We start from the raw sequence: 22,445 nt of genomic DNA, 5'->3' as shown, positions 1-22,445 counted from the left end.
TCACGCAGCCCCTTCACTTTCTTCGACGAGGTCGAAGCGCACCACACGACGGTTGCTCTGGTCACCGAGCAGGAGTTTTTCCACCACAAAAATCAGCGTCAACACACCGCCGATAGGGATCGGCATGTAGGTGATGCCCACGCGCAGGGTGGGGATGGCGCTCATGAATTGGTTCCAGGTGGACAGGCACAGCTTGGTGCCCCAAATGGCCATGAACAGACAGATGGTCGCCATCAGCAGTTGCGAGAAAATGCCGACGAGGCGGCGTTGTGCGGGCGGCAGGCGGTCAACGACCATGGCCACCGACATATGCGCGCCGGCGCGATAACTGGCGGCGGCACCGATAAAGGTGAACACCAGCATCAGCAGGATAGCGGTGGGTTCCGGCCAGCTTGCGCCGGTACCCAGGACGTAGCGGGCGAAGATGCCCCAGGGGATGATCAGGGCGACGCCGAGAACCGAAAGGCCGGCGACCCAGATACAGGTCATATAGATACGGTCGTTGATGCGCAGCAGTAAATTCTTCATGGCGTTCACCGTGACCGGGCGCGTCAGTACCCACCGCGCCGGGCCTTGTCAGAGAGGAGGGCGTTACTGCACGGCGTCGATACGCTTGATCAGGTCGGCGTAAGGCGCGCCGTACTTGGCCTGCACCGCTGCGGTGGCGTCGTAGAAGGGTTTTTTGTCGACGCTGATGAACTCGACGCCGGCATCCTTGAGTTTTTTCTCACTGCTGGCGGACTTGGCGTCCCACAGCGTGCGCTCATCGGCCTGGGCGGCCTTGGCGGCTTTTTTCACCATGTCTTGCTGGGCGGGGGTGAGTTTGTTCCAGGTGATTTTAGACATCACGATGGGTTCGGGCAGGATCAGGTGTTCGGTGAGGGTGTAGTACTTGGCGTTCTGGTAGTGGTTGTGCTCGAGCATGGTCGGCGGGTTGTTCTCCGCGCCGTCGATGACCCCGGTCTGCAAGGCGCTGAAGATCTCGCCGGTGTCCATGGCGATGCCATTGGCGCCCATCGCGTTGAAGGCTTCGATGAAGATCGGGTTGCCCTGCACGCGAATCTTCATGCCCTTGAGGTCTTCGATTTTGCGCACCGGTTTCTTGGTGTAGAGGTTGCGCGTGCCGCCGTCCATCCAGGCCAGGGCCACCAGGCCGAATTCGGAGTTGGTGATTTTGGCGAGGATTTCGTCACCGATCTCGCCGTCGATGATCTTGCGCATGTGCGCCTGGTCACGGAATACGAACGGCAGGTTGAACACATTCACATCGGGCACCACCGGCCCGACAATGCCGAGGCTGACGCGGGTCATTTGCACGGCGCCGACCTGGGCCTGTTCGACCACCTCTTTTTCGGAACCGAGCACACCACCAGGGAAGTACTTGAAGGTCAGTTCGCCGTTGGTTTCCTTCGTCAGTGCCTTGCCCATGTTCTCTTCGGCAACCACGGTGGGGTAGCCGGCGGGGTGGATATCGGCAAATTTGATTTCCAGCGCGTGGGCGGCGCTGCTGAGGGTGAAGACTGCGGCGGCGAGCAAGGTGCGTTTGAAGTCCATGGGTGTGTCTCCTGTGTTGTTATTTTTTTATTCAAGGCACAGCGATGCAGCTAGAGGGTGAAGGTGGGCTCCGGCAATCCGGTGACGCCGGGGTTGAGGGCGAACACGCCGCCGGACAATGACTCTTCACTTTGGTCGTCACGGATCGAGGTGACGAACAGGGTGTCCAGGCGACTGCCGCCAAAGGCACACATGGTGGGTTTTTTCACCGGCACGCTGAGGGAGCGATCCAGCCGGCCGTCAGGGGTGAAACGGTGGATCAACCCGGCGTCGTTGGCGCAGATCCAATAGCAGCCGTCGGCGTCCACCGCGGCGCCGTCGGGGCGGCCGGGGTGGTTATGCATGTCCACGAACACGCGGCGATTGGACGGCGTGCCGGTGTCGATGTCGTAGTCAAAAGCCCAGATCTGTTGCACCAGCGGGTGCGAATCCGAGGCGTACATCGTGCGGCCATCGGGGCTGAAGGCCAGGCCGTTGAGGGTGATGAAGCCATCCAGTTGGGCGTGGGGTGCTGAGCCTGACGCATAGCGGTAGAGGATGCCCTCGGCGGCATTTTCGCCCATGTTCAAGACCATGCTGCCGGCCCAGAAGCGGCCCTGGCGATCGCAGCGGCCGTCGTTCAGGCGCATGTCTTCACGCGGGTGCTCGACGCTGGCCAAAGCCACGGTGTCGAGGCTGCCGTCGTTGTGCGGGGTGAGTTGGAAAAAACCGGTTTGCATGCCGGCGACCCACTTACCCGCCTCGGTGCGGGCGATGCAGGCCAGCATCTGCGGGGCTTTCCACGCGGCGAGGTGGCCGCTGTCGGCGCTCCAGCGTTGCAGGCGACCATTGGGGATGTCCACCCAGTACAACGCGTTTTCCTCTGGCACCCACACCGGGCATTCGCCCACGGCGTTGCGGGCATCGACGATCAATTCAGCAGTCATGGCAACGCATTCCCTTGGGTTGATGTGAACTCAGTCACCAAACGGCCCGGCTGCGCAGAACGCACCGCCCTGATACACCGCGGCCGGGTCATCGGCGGGCACCGGCGGTTGGGCTTCGACCTGGGCGCGGAACACTTCGGAGCTGTCCTTGGGTACAAAACCCAGGTGCGCGGCGTAGCGGTTGTCCCACCAGGTAGCGAGGTTGTCCGACACGCCGTAGACCACGGTGTGGCCCACATTTGGCGTGTACAGCGCACGTTCGAGCAGTTGGGTGAGGTCATCGAAGCTCAGCCAGGTATGCATCATGCGGCGGTTCTGCGGCTGCGGGAACGAGGAGCCGATGCGGATGCTCACGGTCTCGATGCCGTAGCGGTCGAAGTAGAAACTGGCCATGTCTTCGCCATAGGACTTGGACAGGCCGTAGTAGCTGTCCGGGCGGCGAGGGGAGTGGGCGTCGATGGTTTCGGTTTGCTTGTAGAAGCCGATCACATGGTTGGAACTGGCGAAGATCACGCGTTTGACGCCATGGCGGCGGGCGGCTTCGTAGATGTGGAAGGTGCCGCTGATATTGGCGCCGAGGATTTCTTCAAATGGGCGCTCTACCGAGACACCGCCGAAATGCAGGATGGCGTCGACGCCTTCGACCAAGTGATGCACAGCTTGTTTGTCGGCGAGGTCGCAGGGCTGGACTTCTTCCGAAACATCGGCAGCCGGGGCCATGGCGGCGATATCGGACAGGCGCAGGACGTGGGCGTAGGGGCGCAGGCGCTCGCGCAGGACTTTGCCGAGGCCGCCGGCGGCGCCGGTGAGGAGCAGGCGGTTGAAGGGCGCTTGGGTGGTCGTGGTCATGGGGATTCCAAATTTTTGTTGTAGGTTGTCGTATGACTGTGTCGAAGTATTGTGATGCAGCCCCAGGTTGTCAACGCTCTTGCCGACGAGTGAGAGTCAAAATGTGGGAGGGGGCTCCCGATGAGGGAGTGCCAGTGAATGTATCTGTTACTGACTGACCTATATCGGGAGCAAGTCGAATCGTCGCACCGCCCTCCCACAGGGGATTCGCTGTAGGAGGACGACTAAGTTCTACAGCAGGGAAATCGGATAGCTGACAAAAATCCGGTTCTCGTCAAACTCGTTGGTGCTGAAGTCCCGACGAATTGACGCGTTGCGCCATTTCACGTTGAGGTTCTTCAGCGCGCCGCTCTGCACGGTGTAGGCCAGCTCCGATTCACGGCCCCATTCCTTGCCATCGGTGATCGTCCCGGTGTGCACGTTGCTGCCGCTGATATAGCGGTTCATCAAGGTCAGCCCCGGCACGCCGAGTGCCGCGAAGTTGAAGTCGTGGCGCACCTGCCAGGATTTTTCCTTGGCGTTGTCATAACTGGAGTTGTAGCTGTCGTTGGCCAGGGTGCCGCCGCTGGTGCCGTTGACGCGCATCCACACGCTGTCGCCGGTGAGTTTTTGCAGGCCCACGTAGAAGGTGTTGCCACCGTATTTGGCCGAGAGCAGGGCGAAGGTGGTTTTGTTGTCGAGGTCGCCGGCCAGGGCGCTGCCGTCTTCCTTGCCGCTGAAAAACCCGAGGTTGGCGCCCAGGGTCCAGTCGCCCACGGGTTGGCTGTGGGTCAGGTTTATGTAGCGCTGCTGGTAGATATCGGTGAGTTCGGCGTACCACAGGCCGACCTGGGTGCGTTTTTCGTTGAAGCTGTATTCGCCGCCGCCGAAGTTGAAACGGTCGGAGGTGAACGCGGCTTTGCCGTTCATGAACATGTCTTCCATGCTCGCGTCGTTGCGTGGGCTGTTACCCCGGAACTGCCCGCCGTAGAGGGTCAGGCCGGCGATTTCATTGGAGGTCACCTGGCCGCCGCGGAACGTTTGGGGCAGGGAGCGGCCATCGTCGGAACGCAGGATCGGCAATACCGGCATCCATTCGCCGACCTTCAACTCGGTCTTCGATAGCTTGGTTTTCAACGCCACGCCCAGGCGCCCGAAGTTATCGGCGGGGCGGCCGTCGTCGTGGATCGGCAGCAACTGAGTACCCCCGGTGCCTTTGCCGCCATCGAGCTTCTGCGAATACAGGCCCAGCACATCCAGGCCAAAGCCCACGGTGCCTTGGGTGAAGCCGGACTTGGCGTCGAGAATGAAACTCTGCGTCCATTCTTCAGCCTTGCCCTGGGCATTGGCCGGGTTGGTGAAATTGCGGTTGAAGTAGGCGTTGCGCAGGTTGAGCGTGGCCTTGGCGTCATCGACAAAACCTTCGGCGTGAGCACCGAGAGGCAGGGTGAAGGCCAGGCTGCCGAGGCCGATAAGGCCCAGGCGTGAAGAGGAATTGCGGGCGAATTGACTCACAGCGGTGCTCCCTTCTTTGTTGTTTTTATTATTTGTTATACGTCGTCGTACAACATTTGAAGGGATATTTGCGGGGTTTTCGTGGAGTGTCAAGCAGAAGTTATACGATGACCAAGCGGGAGGTGATCTAAAAAAGCGGACACGGTCAATGCGGGAGGGGGCTGCATTCAAACTTGAGAGCGGTGGGGTTCAGCCAGCCAGGACCATCGGAGGCAAGGTGCCAAGCACTGACACGGCCGCTACCGCGCCCACACCCAGGGCCCATTCCAGCATCACACTGGTTTTCAGGGCGGCCAGGCGCTGCTCGCACTGCTCCAGGCGCAACCGGTTGAGCAACGCCAGCGCTACCATGCCCAGCACGAGCATCGCCTTGATCAACAGAATCAGCGCAAACCCGCTGAACAATGGCGTGGGCCACAGTTGCCCGGTGAGCACGCGCACGTTGATCAGCCCGGTGACCAGCAAGCCGGCAACCAAACCGTAGCCCACACCGCTGAAGCGCCGCAGGACCGTCTGCAACGCATACCCCGGCGGTTGCCTGAGGATCAAGACCAGCGACAACAACCCACCCAGCCATGCACCGACACAGGCCAGGTGCGCCATTTGATTAAGGATCAGCAACTGCCCGCTGAGGCCGTCGAGCATCGCGCCATGGCCGACGGGCGCCAGGGTTACAAGCAATAGCGCCAGCAACGCCAGGCGCAAGGCCGGCCAGGGTTTGATCAGCGCGATCAGCAGTAGCAGGTTGAGCAGCAAGTGCCAGCCCCACACCTGGCCAAAAAAGTCTTGCCCAGCACCAATCGCACCGTGCTCGGTTGCAGCGCTGCGCTCCAACTGCCGGCCATGCTTGCGGTGATCAACAACAACCAGGCCACCCCGGAAACCAGCGCCACCCAGGCCAGGCCACGGGTGATGCGCAGCAGTTGCCGGTCCAGCCTCGGCTGCGGTGCAGCGCCCAAAAGCCGGGGCCTGAACACGCAGGCCCCGAACATCAGCAACACCACGCTGAAATGCAGGAAGCGGCACAGCACCAGCAGCGTCATCATCGGTTATTGGCCAACCTTGAAGCTGTATTCACCGTTGCTCTTGTGGGTGTCGACCGAGACGGCGTTCCACACGACTTTGTAGTTGCCGGCGGCCAATGGCGCAGCGGGGGTGACCACCAGGACTTTTTTGTCGGCGTCCGGTGTTTCTACGCCCTTGATGGCAACTTCGGTGCCGTCCTTGCTCAGGGATACCTTGGTGAAGGTGGCCTCGAGGCCTTCGCTGAACGTCAGGCGCAGCTCCTTCGGCGCCGCGCCGCTGCTGTCGGCGGCAGGTTCCGAGCTTTTCAGATGGGCGTGGGCAAAGGCCGCCGAGGCACCCAGCAGGGAAGCAAACAGGGCGATGGCGGTGAGGGATTTCTTGATCAACATTGTTCAATACCAATCAATGGGCAGGAGCGGGCAGTGTACGAAGTTTCAGTTGCCCCTGTCGCCCCGATCTAGAGCGGATGGTAGTCTTTGGGCCAAGTAGTTGTCAGGGAGCCCTTATGGGCAATCACAAGATCGGAATTCGTCGGGTCAACGTCGAGAAAATCCTGCTGGCGGCGGAGAAAGTCTTCGCCGAGAAAGGCTATGGCAGCACTGCCATGGCCGACATCGCCGAGCAAGCGCAACTGCCGCGCTCCAACCTGCATTACTACTTCACCACCAAGAGCGAGTTGTACAGCGCGGTGCTGTTCGACCTGCTCGATGTGTGGAAGCAGGACGCCCTGAGTTTCGAAACTTTCGATGACCCTCGGGTGGTGCTCAGCAGCTACATCCGCGCCAAGATGCAACGCTCGCGCACGCGGCCCTATGGCTCCAAAGTCTGGGCCAACGAGATCATCCATGGTGCGCCCACTCTGGGTGAGGCATTGGATGAAAGCCTGTACGACTGGGCCAAGATGAAGGAGGCGAAAATCCGCCAGTGGGTGGAAGACAAACGCATCCTGCCGGTGGAGCCGTCGAGCCTGCTGTACATGATCTGGGCCTCGACCCAGCACTACGCTGACTTTGACCACCAGGTGAAGATTTTGAATGATCACCAGCCGCTGTCGGATAGGCAGTTCGAGAAGGCGATCCAGACGGTGACGGCGGTGATATTGCGGGGGATTGGGTTGGAGCCTTGAGTCTTGTGGTGAGGCTGATGGCCCTATCGGGAGCAAGCCCCTCCCACATTTTGAATGTGTTCACACATCGAAATGTGGGAGGGGGCTTGCTCCCGATAGCGGCCTAAAGGACTACACAGCCTCCCGGTAGGGATTGCGGGGGTCCTGGGTCCAGTTCAAAAACGGCTTGCCCGTGTCCACCGGCACCATCTCGATGCAGTCGGCCACCGGGCAGGTGATCTGGCACAGGTTGCAGCCCACGCACTCATCATCGATGACCTCGTAGGTGTGCGTACCGTCTGCCTGTTTCACGCTGGCGATGGCCTGGTGCGAGGTGTCTTCACAGGCAATATGGCAACGGCCACAGCCAATACAGGCCTCTTGGTCGATCTTGGCGATCACCTGGTAGTTGATGTCCAGGTACTTCCAATCCGTGGTATTGCCCACCGCCTTCCCGGAAAACGCTTGCAGGCTGGTGTAGCCCTGGCTGTCCATCCACCGCGACAGCCCATCCTTCATCTCTTCAACGATGCGGAACCCATGCAGCATCGCCGCCGTGCACACCTGCACCGCGCCGCAACCCAGGGCGACGAATTCCGCGGCGTCGCGCCAGTTGCCGATGCCGCCGATGCCGCAGATCGGCAGGCCTTGGGTCTGCGGGTCGCGAGCGATTTCGGCGACCATGTTCAAGGCGATCGGCTTGACTGCCGAGCCGCAATAACCGCCGTGGGTGCTTTGCGTACCGACGGTGGGCAGGGCAACCATGTGTTCGAGGTCGACGCTGGTGATGGAGTTGATGGTATTGATCAGCGATACCGCATCCGCACCGCCTCTGTAAGCGGCACGCGCGGCCACGCGGATATCGGTGATGTTCGGCGTGAGCTTGACGATCACCGGCAGTGAGCAATAGGTCTTGCACCAGCGCGTCACCTGTTCCACGTATTCCGGCACCTGGCCCACCGCCGCGCCCATGCCGCGTTCGGGCATGCCGTGGGGGCAGCCGAAGTTCAGTTCGATGCCGTCGCAGCCAGTGGCTTGCACCAGCGGCAGGATGTTTTTCCAGGACGCTTCAACACAGGGCACCATCAGCGACACGATGAGCGCACGGTCGGGCCAGTCCTTTTTCACCTGGGTGATTTCCCGCAGGTTGATCTCCAGGGAACGGTCGGTGATCAGCTCGATATTGTTGATGCCCAGCACTTCACGGTTGGCGCCGTAATGTGCCGAATAGCGCGACGACACGTTGACCGCCGCCGGGTCTTCACCCAGGGTTTTCCACACCACGCCGCCCCAGCCGGCCTCAAAGGCGCGGACCACGTTGTAAGCCTTGTCGGTGGGTGGCGCGGAGGCCAGCCAGAACGGGTTGGGGGCTTTGATACCGGCGAAGACAATCGAGAGATCGGCCATTACGCAGCCTCCACATTGAGCATGAGTTGGGCGTGCATGGCTTCGGCGGCCAGCTTGCCGTGTTGCACCGCCTGCACGGTGAGGTCCTGGCCGAGGCTCACGCAATCGCCGCCGGCGTAAATGCCTGGAATGCTGGTGCGCAGGTGCTCGTCGACGAAAATCCGCTCGCCCACGCGATGCAGTTGCTGGGCCAGTGGGTCGTGCAATGCCGCGTTGTCGAAGCCTTGCCCGATGGCCTTGAAAATCGCATCGGCGGCCAGTTCGAAGGTGTCTGCGGTGGCGCTCAGGCGGCCGTTTTCCAGGCGCGTGCGGGCAAAGCGCATGCCGCGCACATGGCCTTGAGCGTCGAGCAAGACTTCCTCGGGTTGGGCCCAGGTCAGCAGGCGTACCTGGTTGGCCTTGGCGATGTCCTGTTCGTGGTGAGTGGCGCCCATGTCCGCCAGGCCGCGACGGTAGACAAGGTTGACGTCGCGGGCACCGAGACGGGCCATTTGCACGGCCATGTCGATGGCCGTATTGCCGGCGCCGAGCACGATGCAGCGGTCGGCCAGCGGCAGTTGGGTCAGGTCATCGGCCTGGCGCAGTTCGCGGATGTAGTCGGTGGCGGCGAGCAGGCCGGGGGCGTCTTCATGGGGCAGACCCAGTTGTTTGCTGGCGGCGAGGCCGAGGCCGAGGAACACCGAATCGTATTGCTGGTGCAGTTCGCTCAGGGTGAGGTTGTCGCCCAGGCGCTGGCCGTGTCGAATCTCGATCCCGCCGATTTGCAGCAGGAACTCCAGCTCCTTCTGGGCGAAGTCGTCCACCAGCTTGTACTTGGCGATCCCGTATTCATTCAGGCCGCCGGCCTTTTCCCGCGCTTCGAAAATCACCACGTCATGGCCATGCAAGGCAGCGCGATGGGCGCAGGCCAGGCCGGCGGGCCCGGCGCCGACCACGGCAATGCGTTTACCGGTGGGCGCGGCGCGTTGGAAAGGGTGCTCGCCAAAGTGCGCGTTGTCGATGGCGTAGCGTTGCAGCAGGCCGATCAGCACCGGTGCGCACTCTTCGGCGTGGTTACGCACGCACGCCTGTTGGCAGAGGATCTCCGTGGGGCACACCCGCGCGCAACTGCCGCCGAGGATGTTGGCCGAGAGGATTTTCTGCGCGGCACCTTGCACATTGTCGGTGTGGATGTTGCGGATGAACGACGGGATATCGATCTCGCTGGGGCATGCATTCACGCACGGCGCGTCGTAGCAATACAGGCAGCGCGAGGCTTCCAGCTGGGCCTGGCGGGCGTTGAGCGGGGGCGCCAGGTCGGTGAAATGGGCGGCGAGGGTTGTGCCGTCTTCACGGGGGTGGGGGAGGTGGGTCAGGGTCTGGATCACGGTGGTGGCCTCACGGTTTTTTTGGATTGCCTCTAAATGGGCATTTTTGTTGCCTGTGCTGGCCTCATCGGGGGCGAGCCCCCTCCCACATTTGACCGCGTTTTTCCAATTGGAATGAGATCAGTGTGGGAGGGGGCGACTTGCTCCCGATAGCGGTCTCAGCGTTTCACGGCCGTGGGCCTGGAATGCTCGGCCCGCTTGCTCAACTGCTCGAACACCGGCGGGTACGCCGGCCGTTCCACATAACGCCCGGCCCCGCGCTCGGCGCGCAGGTCGCCATCGGCCCAGACCAGCTTGCCCTGGCTGATGGTATGGCTCGGCACGCCGCGCACGGTCTTGCCTTCGAAGATGTTGAAGTCGACTTGCTGGTGATGGGTCTTGGCGGAGATGGTCCGGGTGCCTTCGGGGTCCCATAGCACCAGGTCGGCATCGGCCCCCACGCGGATCGCGCCTTTGCGTGGGTAGAGGTTGAAGATCTTCGCGGTGTTGGTGGACGTGAGTGCGACGAACTCCTGCATGGACAGGCGCCCACTGTTGACGCCTTCATGCCACAGCAGCGCCATGCGGTCTTCGATACCGGCGGTACCGTTGGGGATCTTGCTGAAATCGTCGCGCCCCGCGGCTTTTTGCTCGGCGCAGAAGCAACAGTGGTCGGTGGCGGTGGTGTGCAGGTTGCCCGCTTGCAGGCCGTGCCAAAGCGCCTCCTGGTGCCCACGCGGGCGGAACGGCGGGCTCATCACGTAGCCGGCGGCGGTTTGCCAGTCGGGGTGCTGGTAGACGCTGTCGTCCAGCAACAGGTGGCCGGCGAGCACTTCGCCGTACACCGGCTGGCCCTTGGCGCGGGCATAGGTGATTTCATCGAGCGCCTCCTTGGTGGACACATGCACCAGGTACAACGGCGTGCCGAGGGTCTCGGCGATGCGGATAGCGCGGCTGGCCGCTTCGCCTTCAACCTGGGACGGGCGCGACAGCGGATGCGCTTCCGGCCCGGTGATGCCTTGGGCCATCAGCTTGCGTTGCAGGTGGTACACCAGCTCGCCGTTTTCCGCATGCACGGTGGGCACCGCGCCTAGTTCCAGGCAGCGCTCGAAGCTGGCGACCAGGGTATCGTCCGCCGCCATGATTGCGTTCTTGTAGGCCATGAAGTGTTTGAAGCTGTTGATGCCGTGATGGCTGACCAACTCGGCCATTTCCGCGCGCACTTGCTCGCTCCACCAGGTGATCGCCACGTGAAAACCGTAGTCGGATGCGCACTTTTCGGCCCAGCCGCGCCACTGGTGAAAAGCTTCCATCAGCGACTGCTGCGGGTTGGGAATCACAAAGTCGATGATCGACGTGGTGCCGCCCGCCAAACCCGCCGCCGTGCCACTGAAAAAGTCTTCACTGGCCACGGTGCCCATGAAGGGCAGTTGCATATGGGTATGGGGGTCGATGCCGCCGGGCATCAAGTATTGGCCACTGCCATCGAGTACTTCAGTACCGGCCGGAATATCCAGACCGGTGCCAATGGCGCGAATCAAGCCGCCCACACATAAAACATCGGCGCGGTAACTTTCATCATGGGTAATAACGGTGGCGCCACGGATCAACAGCGACATGTCGAGTTCCTCACAGGCTTGACCGGCTTGGGCCAGTTCTAAGTGTTGTAATGCTGCTTGCCGATGGCTGGTTGATTCTTGTCATCGGTGACAGGAATAGAAACTAGCCCGAGTTTTTCGATTGGGCAAGCAGATTTTTTATAAGCTTATTCAGATAGTAAATACTTGATTTTTAGAGGAAAAAATCAAATATCACCAAAATGTAGCGGCCTCTCCCCATTTTGACGCACTTGACAGGTTCGAGATTTTAGCAACATTTTCTATTGCAAATCAGGTGCTTGAGATATGCCTCTTGACGGCGTCGGGAAATAAAAATAATTGTGTCGCACCAGATTGAACCCCGACAGTTCGGGCAACTTGCAGGTTATTGCGCCTGGGTAACGCGGCAAGTGCGTAAGGTTTAATCGGAAAGCTGATTAACATCAGCAAGTTATATAAGCGGTGCGGGCGTGGTGGTGGTTTTCGGCACGGTTATTGAGTGCGGTAACGGCTGGCCGGGCCCGTGATGTCATGTTGTTTACGAGGTACTCCGGCCACCTGCATTCACTACGCAGGTGAGCAAAAATAATTCGAAAAAACCGTGGAGCGGCCATGCAACAGAACAGATCGCAAGTCATTGAACGCAACGGCCTGTACGAACTCGACGCCGGCCCCGACGTCCTCGACAGCCCTCGCTACAACCACGACATGGCACCGACCAAGGTGCACGAACGAACCTGGAACACATGGCACATCACCGCGCTGTGGGTTGGCATGTCGATCTGCGTGCCCACCTACACCCTGGGCGGGGTGCTCACGGCGTATTTCGGGTTGTCGGTGGGCGAGGCGCTGGTGGCGATTTTGCTGGCCAATATCGTGGTGCTGATCCCGTTGACCCTCAACGCCTTCCCGGGCACCAAGTACGGCATTCCATTTCCAGTGTTGTTGCGTTCATCGTTCGGCATTCTCGGCTCCAACGTGCCGTGTTTGATACGGGCGCTGGTGGCATGCGGCTGGTTTGGTATCCAGACGATGTTTGGCGGGCTGGCGATTCACCTGTTCCTGGGGTCGATCTTCGAGGGCTGGAAGTCCCTCGGCGGCACCGGTGAAGTGATCGGTTTCATGGTGTTCTGGACGCTTAACCTGTGGGTGGTGCTGCGTGGCGCCGAATCGATCAAGCGCCTGGAGACCCTGTCGGCGCCGCTGCTGGTGGCGGTGGGGATCGGCCTGCTGGTGTGGGCGATGCCCAATGTGTCGCTCAGCGAGCTGATGGCGATCCCGCCCAAGCGTCCGGAAGGCGCGAGCCTCACCGGTTATTTCATGGCGGGGCTTACCGCGATGGTGGGGTTCTGGGCCACCTTGTCGCTGAACATTCCCGACTTCAGCCGCTACGCCAAGAGCCAGAAAGACCAGATCCTCGGGCAGATTTTCGGCCTGCCGCTGACCATGTTCCTGTTCGCCGCGCTTGGCGTGGTAATGACCGCCGCCTCGGTAAAACTGGTGGGCGTGAGCGTGTCCGACCCGGTCACCTTGATCGGTCATATCCACAGCCCTGTCTGGGTGGCCGTGGCCATGGCGCTGATCATTGTCGCCACGTTGTCCACCAACACGGCGGCCAACATCGTCTCGCCCACCAACGACTTCCAGAACATCGCGCCCAAGCTGATCAACCGCACCACGGCGGTGATCCTCACGGGCCTGGTCGGGCTGGTGCTGATGGCCCATGAACTGCTGAAAAAACTCGGCCTGATCGTCTCCGATGTGAGCCTGGAGACCGTTTATTCCAACTGGTTGCTGGGCTATTCAAGCCTGTTGGGGCCGATCGCCGGGATCATGGTGGTGGACTATTTCATTACCCGCAGACAGCAATTGGACCTGGCCGGCCTTTACCGCGACGACGTGTACCCGGCATGGAACTGGAGCGGCTTTATCGCCTTTGGCGTGCCGGTGGTACTGACCTTGCTGTCGCTGGGCAGCGATGCGTTCAGCTGGTTCTACAGCTATGGCTGGTTTACCGGCTCGGCGTTGGGCGGGGTGTTGTATTACGGGTTGAATGCCAGACGTGGCGTGATTCCGGTCGCGGCTAAATCCCCGTTGTAAACACTGCCAAATGTGGGAGGGGGCTTGCTCCCGATTGCGGTGGGTCAGCCGCCCATGCACTGGCTGAAGGGCTGCTATCGGGAGCAAGCCCCCTCCCACACTGAATCGCGTTTCACCTGTTCCAATCATAAGAAACTCAGCCTGAGGAGATCCCCATGAACGCTGCCCTGGACGTTCTGCAATCGACCGATCAGCACATCAATCGCGACCGCTTGTGGCAGTCGCTGATGGACCTGGCCACGCTCGGCGCCACGCCCAAGGGCGGCGTGTGCCGGCTGGCCCTCACCGACCTCGACCGCAAGGCCCGCGACCTGTTTGTGCAGTGGTGCGAAGCGGCCGGCTGCACCGTGACGGTGGATGGCATCGGCAATATTTTCGCCCGCCGTCCGGGGCGAAATCCCGATTTGCCGCCAGTGATGACCGGCAGCCATATCGACACCCAGCCTACCGGCGGTAAGTTCGACGGTTGCTTCGGTGTGCTGGCGGGGGTGGAAGTGCTGCGTACCCTCAATGACCTGAACCTGCAAACCGAGGCGCCATTGGAAGTGGTGGTGTGGACCAACGAAGAGGGCTCGCGTTTTCCACCGTGCATGATGGGCTCCGGGGTGTTCGCCGAGAAGTTCACGCTGGCGGACACCCTGGCCAAGGTGGATGCGGATGGGGTCAGCGTGGGTGAGGCGTTGAATGCCATTGGCTATGCGGGAACGCGGCCGGTCAGCGGGCACAAGGTCGGCGCTTACTTTGAGGCGCATATCGAGCAGGGGCCGATTCTGGAGGATGAGAAAAAGACCATCGGCGTGGTGCTTGGTGCCCTCGGGCAAAAATGGTTTGACTTGAAGTTGCGCGGCGTCGAGGCGCATGCCGGGCCAACGCCGATGCACCTGCGCAAGGACGCCCTGGTGGGTGCAGCGGCCGTGGTCGCGGCGGTGAACGCGGCAGCATTGGCGCACCAGCCCCATGCGTGCGGCACGGTCGGTTGCCTGCAGGCATATCCGGGTTCACGCAATGTCATTCCGGGTGAAGTGCGCATGACCCTGGACTTTCGTCACCTGGAACCGGCGCGGTTGGATGCGATGATTGCCCAGGTGCGCAAGGTGATCGACGACACCTGTGCCAAGCATGGCTTGAGCTTCGAGATGCAGCCCACCGCCGACTTCCCGCCGCTGTACTTCGATAAAGGTTGCGTGGACGCCGTGCGCGATGCCGCCAATGGTTTGGGGTTGTCGAACATGGACATCGTCAGTGGGGCAGGGCACGACGCGATCTTCGTCGCCGAACTGGGCCCGGCGGGGATGATCTTCGTGCCGTGCGAAGGCGGCATCAGCCATAACGAAATCGAGAATGCCGCGCCGGATGATCTGGCGGCGGGGTGCGCGGTGCTGTTGCGCGCCATGGTTGCTGCTTCGGCCGCGATTGCCAGCGGTAAGCTTGCGGCCTGAAATGCGCTAAACAATGTGGGGGCTTGCTCCCACATGGAGCCTGTGGTGTTTATACATTGTGTGTCTGGCATAGAGCCAGTGTGGGGAGGGGGCTTGCTCCCGATGACGGTGGGGTGGGCACTGCATGCATCAACTGAAGCAGTGCCATCGAAAAAACCGCCTCATGCCCCAGGCTGCCAACCACCCCCCAACGCCGTCAGCAACCCCACACTCGCTTGCAACTGCCGCGTCTGCACCGCCTGCAACGTCCGTTGCGCCTGCAATGCCGCCGTTTGGGCGGTTACCACGTCCAGGTAGCTGACCGCGCCCGCCTGATAGCTGTTCATTGCCAAGGCCTCGGTATGCTGGGCTGCATCCGCCGCTGCTTGTTCATCCTGTGCCTGCTGTTGCAAATCGCGCAGTTGCGCCAGGTTGTCTTCCACTTCGCGTACGGCTTTGAGCACTTGGCTGCGGTACTGCGCGCTGGCTTCTTCAAACTCGGCCTTGGCCTGGCGCTCATTGGCGCTTAAACGCCCGCCGTCGAAAATCGGCAGATTCATCAGCGGCCCCAGCGCCCAGTACCGATTACCCGCCGAAAGCAAATTCCCCACGCCCTGCGTCTGCCCACCGACCACCCCGGTCAAACTGAAATCCGGATACCACGCCGCCTTGGCCACGCCGATAGTCGCGTTGGCCGCAAACACCCGTCGTTCTGCCGCCGCGATATCCGGGCGACGTTGCAGCAGTTGACTTGGCAACTGCGACGGAACTACCGGCAGGGCGATCAAGTGCTTGTCGGGCGGCAAGCTAAAGTCGCCGGCTGCCACGCCCACCAACTCACCGATGGCATGCTCAGTGAGGCGGCGTTGCCCGCGCACCTCATCCCATTGCGCCTTGGCCTGCGCCAGTTGATTTTGCGCACGGGTCAGGTCCAGCTCCGAGGCAATCTGGCCTTTGTAACGGCTGCGGGTCAGTTGCAGTGCCTGGTTGAAATCCTCCAGCGAGCCAGTGAGGATCCGGCTCTGGGCGTCCAGCCCGTTGAGCTGCACGTACAAGGTTGCCAATTGACGCTGCAAGCTCAGGCGCGCCACCGCCAAGTCATCTCCGCACGCTTGTGCCTGGGCATCGCCGGCCGCGACCTGGTTGCGGATTCTGCCCCACAGGTCCAGCTCGTAACTCAACGAAAACCCGGCGCTGTTGCTGTCGTACACCGACGGCTGCGTGGTGCCCCGCAACGGCCGCGAGTCCGATTGGCGCTGGCGCAGGGGCTGCGCGCTGGCGGTGAGCTGCGGGAACAACCCCGCCTGCAGCTGGCTGGCGTACGCCTGTGAGGCGTCGAAGTGCGCGAGTGCCGCCGCCAGGTCCGGGTTGGCCTTGAGCAGTTGCTGTTGCAGGTCATTCAGGCGCGAATCGTGATAGAGCTGCCACCATTCGGGGGCCAGTAGGTCGGACGGTTGCGCGCTGTGCCAGGGGCCGTCGCTGATTTGTTCGCGGTAGTTGGCCGGCAGGTCGAGCGTCGGCACCTTATAGGTCGGCGCCATCGAGCAGCCTTGCAATGCCAGCAGCATCACCGCCGCGAGCGGTTTAAGCCTTGGGTGCATGCGCACCTCCGGCGTCGGCCAGCTGTACGGCATCGCCTTCGCGCAGAGCATCGGGCGGGTTGTCGACGATGCGGTCGGCGGGTTTCAAACCTTGGTCGATCACCAGGCGTTCGCCCAGGTCCAGGCCGATATGGATCGCTTGCAGGTGCACATGATTCTGCGCATCCAGCACCGCGACCTGGGTGCCCTGGGCGCGGAAAATCAAGGCGCTGGCCGGGATGCTCACACCATGGGTATCCGCCGGAATCGGTAGGGTGGCTTCGGCGTAGTCGCCGGGCAGCAACTGCCCGCTGGGGTTGTCGACCACGAACTGCGCGAGCAGGGTACCGGAGCGGCGGTCGATGGCGGTGGAGTCGCCGATCAAGCGTGCGGTGAAATGCTTGCCGGGGTGTTCGGGCACGGTCAACGCGGCCTCCAGGCCGGGGTGGATCACCGCCGCGTAGTTCTGCGGCACCGGCACGTACAGGCGCAGTTGATGGGTGTCGGCAATGTTGAACAGCTCCGGATCGCTGTCGGCGTCGGCCTTGATCAACTGGCCGATATCGGTATTGCGCGCGGTGATGGTGCCGGCGAACGGCGCACGAATGGTCTTGTAGCTTTCCAGCGCCGACAGCCGTGCGACGTCGGCGGCCGCCGCCTCGGCATTGGCTTTGGCGGCCGCGGCGTTGGAGGTTTTTTCATCGGCTTCCTGGCGCGACACCGAGTGGCTGGCCAACAGGTTCTGCCAGCGCGTGGCGGTGGTTTGCGCCAGCCGCGCATTGGCTTGTTCCTGCACCAGCCTTGCCTGGGTTTGTGCAAGCTGTTGGTCCAGGTCCGGGCTGTCGATTTGTGCAAGTATTTGCCCGGCTTTGACCGGGCTGCCGATGTCGACTTTCCAGTCCTTGAGGTAACCGCTGACCCGTGCGTGAATCGGCGCCTTGCTCCAGGCTTCCAGGTGCGCGGGCAAGCGCAGGGTGTCGCCGGTGGCGTTCTGTTTGGGTTGAAACACCATCACTTGGGGGATCGCAGTGGTTTCGGTCCAGGCAGTGACGGTTTGTGCGTGCAAAGTGCGCGCGTGCAGGCCGTTGGCGACCAGCAGGGCGGCGAGGGTCAGGCCACCGATACCCAGCAGCATCAGGCGCTTGCGCGAGGGTGTGTGATCAGACGACATGTGGGGTTTCTCCAACAGCTGCGCGAGTGGGGTGACGCCCGTGGACCAGGCTGAAGACCACGGGAACGAACAATAGGGTGGCGACGGTGGCAAAGATGAGGCCACCGATGACGGCGCGGCCCAGCGGCGCGTTTTGCTCCTCGGACAAGGCCAGCGGCAACATGCCGATGATCATCGCCAGGGCGGTCATGCACACCGGGCGAAAGCGCGTATAGCCGGCTTCCAGCGCGGCCTTGAGCGCGTCGCCATGTTCGGCCAGGCGTTCACGGCAAAAGCTCACCACCAGGATCGAGTTGGCGGTGGCCACGCCCATGCACAGGATCGCCCCGGTCAAGGCGGGTACCGACAGCGAGGTGCTGCTGAGGAACAGCATCCACACGATTCCCGCCAGCGCGGCCGGCAGCGCGGTGATGATCACGAACGGGTCGGCCCAGGACTGGAAGTTGACCACGATCAGCAGGTAAATCAGCACCACCGCGCCGAGCAGGCCCAGGCTCAGGCCGCTGAAGGCTTCATGCAGTGCATCGATTTGCCCATGCAGGCTGATCGTCGCGCCTTTGGGGCGCAGGTGCGCGGTGTCATCCAGCACTTTTTGCACGTCGCGAGCCACGCCACCGAGGTCGCGGCCCTGCACGTTGGCGTACAGGTCCAGGGTCGGTTCGATGTTGTAGTGGGTGACCACCGCCGGGCTTTGTACCCGGGAGATCGTGGCCACGCCGCCGAGGATCTGTGATTGGCCATCGGCACCGGTGACCGGCAAGGCTTCCAGCGACGGCAGGCTGTCGAGGCGATATTGCGGGGTGGCGGCGACGATGGAATACGACACGCCGTTGGCCGGGTTGAGCCAGAAGGTCGGCGCGGTTTGCGAACTGCCGGCCAGCGACGCGACCATGCTGTTGGTCACGTCACGTTCAGTAATGCCCAGGCCGTTGGCGCGCAGGCGGTCAACATTGACCTGCAGTGACGGGTAGCCGGTGGATTGCTGGATCCGCAGGTCGGCGATGCCCGGTACATGTTGCAGGCGGCGTTCAAGTTCGATGGCGTAGGCGCGGTTTTCGGCGTCGTTGCGCCCGGAGATTTTTACGTCCAGCGGAGCCGGGGCGCCGAAGTTGAGGATCTGGCTGCTGATATCCGCCGGCAGGAACGCGAAGTGGCTGCCGGGGAAACTCTGCGGCAAGGCTTCGCGCAGTTTTTTTACGTAAGCGGCGGTGGGCGCATGCTGCGGTTTCAGGCTGACCTGGATGTCGCCATCCTGCGGGCCGATGGTGCCGCTGCTGCTGTAGGCCATGTCGATGCCGCTGAGCGGGATGCCGATGTTGTCGACGATGGTGTCCAGTTCCTCGGCGGGAATGACCTCGCGAATCCGCGCTTCGATGCGGTCGAAGGCGGCGGCGCTTTCTTCGATGCGTGTGCCCAGCGGCAGGCGAACGTGGAGGGCCAGTGCTCCCGCGTCGGTGGCCGGGAAAAAGTCCTGGCCCAGGCTGGGCAGCAACAGCATGGAAGCGAGGACGCAGGCCAGGAAACCGATGATAAAGCGGCGGCGATGGCCCAGCGCAAGGGTGAGCAGGCCGTGATAGGTATCGCGGATATTCGAGAAATGGCGCTCGAAGCCCTGCTGAAAATTCAGCACCGCTTGCAGTGCGCGGTTACGCGGCTTGTTGTGCTGCTCACCCTCATGGTGGTTGATGAATGCATCTTCCGGGTGATGGCCTGCGCCCTGCTCGGGTATATGCGGCTTGAGCAGGAACATCGCCAGTGTCGGCACCAGCGTGCGCGAGAGGACGAACGAGCTGACCATGGCAAAGATCACCGCCAGCGCCATCGGCCGGAACAGGTAGCCGGCGATGCCTTGCAGCAGGAACATCGGCACAAACACGATGCAGATGCACAGCAGCGAGACAAAGGCCGGGCCGACAATCTGCGCGGCGCCGTCGAGGATCGCAGTCTTCACCGCCTTGCCTTGTTCCAGGTGCCAGTTGATATTTTCGATGGTCACCGTGGCGTCATCCACCAGGATCCCCACGGCCAACGCCAGCCCGCCGAGGGTCATCACGTTGAGGGTTTGCCCGGTGGCCGCCAGCAGCGCAATGGCCGACAGCACCGCCAGCGGGATCGACGCGGCGATGATCAGGGTGGAGCGCCAGCTACCCAGAAACAGCAGGATCATCGCGCTGGTCAACAGTGCGGCGATGATGCCTTCCTGAGCCACGCTGCCCACCGATTGCTTGACGAACACCGAGGCGTCGCCCAGCAGCGAGGTCTTCAGCGACGGCGGCAGGGTTTCGTTGATGCGCGGCAGCATCTGGCGGATGCCGTCGATGATCGACAGGGTGGAGATGCTGCCGTTTTTCAGCGCCGGCATCAGCACCGCGCGGTGGCCGTCGACGCGCACGATGTTGGTTTGTGGCGGCGAACCGTCGCGCACATGGGCCACCTGGCCGATGGTGATCAACGCGCCGTCGACGGTCTTGATCGGCAGGTCGTTGAGTTCATCGATGGCCTTGGGGCTGTTATTGAGCAGGATCGTGTATTCGTTGGGGCCGAGCTTGGCGGTGCCCACTGGGATGATCTGGTTCTGCAGCGCCAGGGCGTTGCCCACGTCCTGTGCCGACAGGCCTTTGGCAGCCAGTGCCTGGGGGTTGAGGTCGAGGGTGATCTGGCGTTGCTTGCCGCCCATCGGGGTGGGCATGGCCAGGCCGGGCAGGGCGCTCAGGGGCAGGCGGATGTTGTTCTGCACCAGGTCGCGGATTTTGGCTTCCGACAGGCTGGGGCTGGAAAACGCCATTTGCAGGATCGGTACCGTGGACGCGCTGTAGTTGAGGATCAGCGGCGGCGTGATGCCCGGCGGCATCTGCTTGAGCACGGTTTGCGACACGGCGGTTACTTGAGCGTTGGCGGTGCGTATATCCACGCCGGGCTGGAAGAAGATCTTGACGATGCCCATGCCGGGCAGCGATTGCGACTCGATGTGTTGGATGTCGTTGACGGTGGTGCTCAGGGAGCGTTCGTAGGTGTAGATCACCCGACCGGCCATGGCGTCCGGCGACAGGCCGTTGTACTGCCACACCACGGCGACCACGGGGATGCCGATATCGGGGAAAACGTCAGTGGGGGTACGCAGGGCCGCCATCGGCCCGATGATGCAGATGAATATGGCCAGCACGATAAACGTGTAAGGCTTTTGCAGTGCGGTCTTTACCAGCCCGAGCATGCGTGATCTCCGGAGAAAGCAGGATTGCAAACCCCGGCAGTCTTGCCCGACCCACCTAACACGCACCTTTCAGCCAGGTGAAGGAACATTTAGGTCGAGGCTGAAAATCGTTTCATGGGTATTCATTTGTTCTGCACAGGGCTGCTCGCCAAGCTTGTAACCCATCGGACACATTGTCTTTATTGGAGCCCTGCCATGTCACTTAAACCCTTGTTGTTGATCCCTGCACTCGGTGCCGTCCTGTTGTTGTCGGCGTGCGCCGGCCCGATCCCCAAGGCAGACCCGAGCGAGGCCTGGATTGGTCTTCAAGAAGAAGCGCCGAACGACCTGATGGCCGAACGCGTGGACGGCAAGCGTGTGGATGACGGGCGCTTCTTTGAAGTGACACCGGGCGATCATCGCCTGGATGTGACGTTATTTGAGGAAGAGGCGGGCGAGGACAACCAGCAGGACTGCCAGGGGCGCGTCGAGTACAGGCACTTCAAGGCGGGTGAGCACTACACCCTGGTGGAATCCAGCCTGGGCACCACCGTGCGCGCATCCTTGAAGGATGACCACGGCAAGGAAGTGGCGGCGACGCAAGACTTCAACTGTATGCCTGGCTAGGCGTGGCGTACCGCAGCCTTAGGGGGCTTGGCGGTTTTGACGTGGGGGTGATGGCGACGGGTAATGCGCAATACCCCCCACAGCATGGCGCCGGCAACCGCCAGCCAACCGCAGATCAACAGCATAATCGTCGTTGCAAGGCTCATTTGGGCCTCCTTTCGCCCCGCAGGGGGCACACACAGTCTTCTCAATGGACAGTCTAGCCACCTGACGGTTGCCTGCTATTGACCAATGGTCGTGTCTGTCCAACTTGTTTGCTCTATGCGAGCGGTAAACCCAGGCTTTGGGCTATACCCGCGTGGCAGAGCGTCCTATGATCAGGGCCCTTACCGGCAGTTGATCAAGAGAGTAAAAAATTGCGGTTACGGTCGAACGTTAAAACCTCCTTGTTATTGGCCTGCGCCCTGGGGCTGGCGGCGTGTGCCGGGCAGCCGTCGAAACTCGCCGGCTTGCCTGAGCGCGTTGAACTCAACGGTGTGCCGACCTTTCGCAGCGAGGCGTATCAGAGCGGTCCTACGGCTCTGGCCAGCATGCTGTCGCAACAAGGCATTGTCATGACACCAGGCTTGTTGGATAAGCCGCTGCGTTTACCGGGCGGCGAAGCGGACCTTGAGCGCAACATGCAGGTGTTGGCGCGTGAATACGGGCTGATGGTGTATCCACTGGATGCCAGGCTGACGGCGGTGCTGGCGCAAGTGGCGGCGGGTTATCCGGTGATGGCGCGGGTGGGCGGTGGGCTGTGGTCTGACGCGCACTATGTGGTCGTGGTGGGGTTCAACCAGCAGAAAAGCACGGTGCTGCTGCGCTCGGGCATGGACCGGCGCTTGTTGATGAGCTTCAGCGACTTTGAATCGAAGTGGGCAAGTGCCGGGAACTGGGCGATCCTCATTCAGCGCCCCAGCCAGTTGCCGGCCAATGTGGATGCGCAGCGCTGGCGCGAGGCCGCCCATGCGACGGCTCAGGCCGGGCAGGAACAGGCCGCGGCGCAGGCACTCAAGGTGCTGGCGCAAGGAAAATAAAAAAAGGCGCTCATGGCGCCTTTTTCATTTATCGG

At 61.9% G+C, this 22,445-nt stretch carries 18 protein-coding genes and 1 pseudogene; 5 read left to right on the top strand and 14 right to left on the bottom strand.

Annotated features, from left to right (window positions below):
* The 7 genes and pseudogenes from AB4O25_RS08355 to copC all read right to left on the bottom strand — a co-directional run bounded on the left by AB4O25_RS08355 (position 1) and on the right by copC (position 6,238).
* Entirely contained in the window at positions 1 to 528 is a 528-nt protein-coding gene (locus AB4O25_RS08355; protein WP_017527068.1) for a TRAP transporter small permease, read from the bottom strand.
* Between the two features lie 63 nt (positions 529 to 591).
* Positions 592 to 1,554 carry a TRAP transporter substrate-binding protein gene (locus AB4O25_RS08350; protein ID WP_460150750.1) on the bottom strand — a complete coding sequence of 321 codons (963 nt, stop codon included), beginning with the start codon at positions 1,552 to 1,554 and terminating at the stop codon, positions 592 to 594.
* Positions 1,555 to 1,604: 50 nt separating this feature from the next.
* On the bottom strand, positions 1,605 to 2,480 hold the full coding sequence (locus AB4O25_RS08345) for an SMP-30/gluconolactonase/LRE family protein (RefSeq protein WP_017527070.1): 876 nt from the start codon (positions 2,478 to 2,480) through the stop codon (positions 1,605 to 1,607).
* A 30-nt stretch (positions 2,481 to 2,510) separates the two neighbouring features.
* The gene (locus AB4O25_RS08340) at positions 2,511 to 3,329 is read right to left on the bottom strand and encodes an NAD-dependent epimerase/dehydratase family protein (RefSeq protein ID WP_017527071.1); all 819 of its coding nucleotides are present in this window, start codon (positions 3,327 to 3,329) and stop codon (positions 2,511 to 2,513) included.
* A 231-nt stretch (positions 3,330 to 3,560) separates the two neighbouring features.
* On the bottom strand, positions 3,561 to 4,823 hold the full coding sequence (locus AB4O25_RS08335) for an OprD family porin (protein ID WP_065877523.1): 1,263 nt from the start codon (positions 4,821 to 4,823) through the stop codon (positions 3,561 to 3,563).
* Between the two features lie 189 nt (positions 4,824 to 5,012).
* Positions 5,013 to 5,869, bottom strand: a pseudogene (copD, locus tag AB4O25_RS08330) (copper homeostasis membrane protein CopD).
* Positions 5,870 to 5,872: 3 nt separating this feature from the next.
* Positions 5,873 to 6,238 carry a copper homeostasis periplasmic binding protein CopC gene (copC, locus tag AB4O25_RS08325; protein WP_460150749.1) on the bottom strand — a complete coding sequence of 122 codons (366 nt, stop codon included), beginning with the start codon at positions 6,236 to 6,238 and terminating at the stop codon, positions 5,873 to 5,875.
* 116 nt (positions 6,239 to 6,354) lie between these two features.
* Between copC and AB4O25_RS08320 the strand changes: the two genes are divergently transcribed.
* The gene (locus AB4O25_RS08320) at positions 6,355 to 6,975 is read left to right on the top strand and encodes a TetR/AcrR family transcriptional regulator (RefSeq protein ID WP_017527075.1); all 621 of its coding nucleotides are present in this window, start codon (positions 6,355 to 6,357) and stop codon (positions 6,973 to 6,975) included.
* A gap of 111 nt (positions 6,976 to 7,086) precedes the next feature.
* Here the strand turns inward: AB4O25_RS08320 and preA are convergent, their stop codons facing one another.
* The 3 genes from preA to hydA form a co-directional block, all read right to left on the bottom strand.
* On the bottom strand, positions 7,087 to 8,361 hold the full coding sequence (gene preA / locus AB4O25_RS08315) for an NAD-dependent dihydropyrimidine dehydrogenase subunit PreA (RefSeq protein WP_017527076.1): 1,275 nt from the start codon (positions 8,359 to 8,361) through the stop codon (positions 7,087 to 7,089).
* The gene (locus AB4O25_RS08310; protein ID WP_017527077.1) at positions 8,361 to 9,728 is read right to left on the bottom strand and encodes an NAD(P)-dependent oxidoreductase; all 1,368 of its coding nucleotides are present in this window, start codon (positions 9,726 to 9,728) and stop codon (positions 8,361 to 8,363) included. Before AB4O25_RS08310 ends, preA begins: the two co-directional genes overlap by 1 nt.
* Positions 9,729 to 9,886: 158 nt before the next feature.
* Positions 9,887 to 11,326 carry a dihydropyrimidinase gene (hydA, locus tag AB4O25_RS08305; protein WP_017527078.1) on the bottom strand — a complete coding sequence of 480 codons (1,440 nt, stop codon included), beginning with the start codon at positions 11,324 to 11,326 and terminating at the stop codon, positions 9,887 to 9,889.
* Between the two features lie 591 nt (positions 11,327 to 11,917).
* On the opposite strand from hydA, the gene AB4O25_RS08300 reads away from it, so the two are divergent.
* Both AB4O25_RS08300 and AB4O25_RS08295 read left to right on the top strand, forming a co-directional pair.
* Positions 11,918 to 13,405: an NCS1 family nucleobase:cation symporter-1 gene (locus tag AB4O25_RS08300; protein WP_017527079.1), complete on the top strand. Its 1,488-nt coding sequence runs from the start codon at positions 11,918 to 11,920 to the stop codon at positions 13,403 to 13,405.
* Between the two features lie 155 nt (positions 13,406 to 13,560).
* Positions 13,561 to 14,844, top strand: a complete 1,284-nt coding sequence (locus AB4O25_RS08295; protein WP_017527080.1) for a Zn-dependent hydrolase — start codon at positions 13,561 to 13,563, stop codon at positions 14,842 to 14,844.
* 161 nt (positions 14,845 to 15,005) lie between these two features.
* On the opposite strand, the gene AB4O25_RS08290 is transcribed toward AB4O25_RS08295, so the two are convergent.
* The 3 genes from AB4O25_RS08290 to AB4O25_RS08280 are packed head-to-tail and all read right to left on the bottom strand — an operon-like array spanning position 15,006 to position 20,785.
* Positions 15,006 to 16,424, bottom strand: coding sequence for an efflux transporter outer membrane subunit (locus AB4O25_RS08290; protein WP_460150748.1), 1,419 nt, complete (start codon positions 16,422 to 16,424; stop codon positions 15,006 to 15,008).
* Complete coding sequence (locus tag AB4O25_RS08285; RefSeq protein WP_460150747.1) at positions 16,408 to 17,574, bottom strand: efflux RND transporter periplasmic adaptor subunit; 1,167 nt, start codon at positions 17,572 to 17,574, stop codon at positions 16,408 to 16,410. Before AB4O25_RS08285 ends, AB4O25_RS08290 begins: the two co-directional genes overlap by 17 nt.
* Positions 17,564 to 20,785, bottom strand: a complete 3,222-nt coding sequence (locus AB4O25_RS08280; RefSeq protein WP_460150746.1) for an efflux RND transporter permease subunit — start codon at positions 20,783 to 20,785, stop codon at positions 17,564 to 17,566. The genes AB4O25_RS08285 and AB4O25_RS08280 overlap by 11 nt, the downstream gene beginning before the upstream one ends.
* 195 nt (positions 20,786 to 20,980) lie before the next feature.
* On the opposite strand from AB4O25_RS08280, the gene AB4O25_RS08275 reads away from it, so the two are divergent.
* Positions 20,981 to 21,391 carry a PA0061/PA0062 family lipoprotein gene (locus AB4O25_RS08275; RefSeq protein WP_065877505.1) on the top strand — a complete coding sequence of 137 codons (411 nt, stop codon included), beginning with the start codon at positions 20,981 to 20,983 and terminating at the stop codon, positions 21,389 to 21,391.
* Here the strand turns inward: AB4O25_RS08275 and AB4O25_RS08270 are convergent.
* Positions 21,388 to 21,537 (bottom strand): hypothetical protein, encoded by a 150-nt coding sequence (locus AB4O25_RS08270; RefSeq protein WP_017527085.1) that lies wholly within the window; start codon positions 21,535 to 21,537, stop codon positions 21,388 to 21,390. The genes AB4O25_RS08275 and AB4O25_RS08270 overlap by 4 nt on opposite strands.
* A 210-nt stretch (positions 21,538 to 21,747) precedes the next feature.
* Here AB4O25_RS08270 and AB4O25_RS08265 point away from each other — a divergent pair, with 210 nt between their 5' ends.
* Positions 21,748 to 22,410: a C39 family peptidase gene (locus tag AB4O25_RS08265; protein WP_026067213.1), complete on the top strand. Its 663-nt coding sequence runs from the start codon at positions 21,748 to 21,750 to the stop codon at positions 22,408 to 22,410.
* Positions 22,411 to 22,445 lie beyond the last annotated feature (35 nt).

It is taken from the genome of Pseudomonas sp. S3_A03, assembly GCF_054668275.1.
Note: the sequence above shows the minus strand (reverse complement) of the source record. Positions and strands in the feature narration are given on the sequence as shown.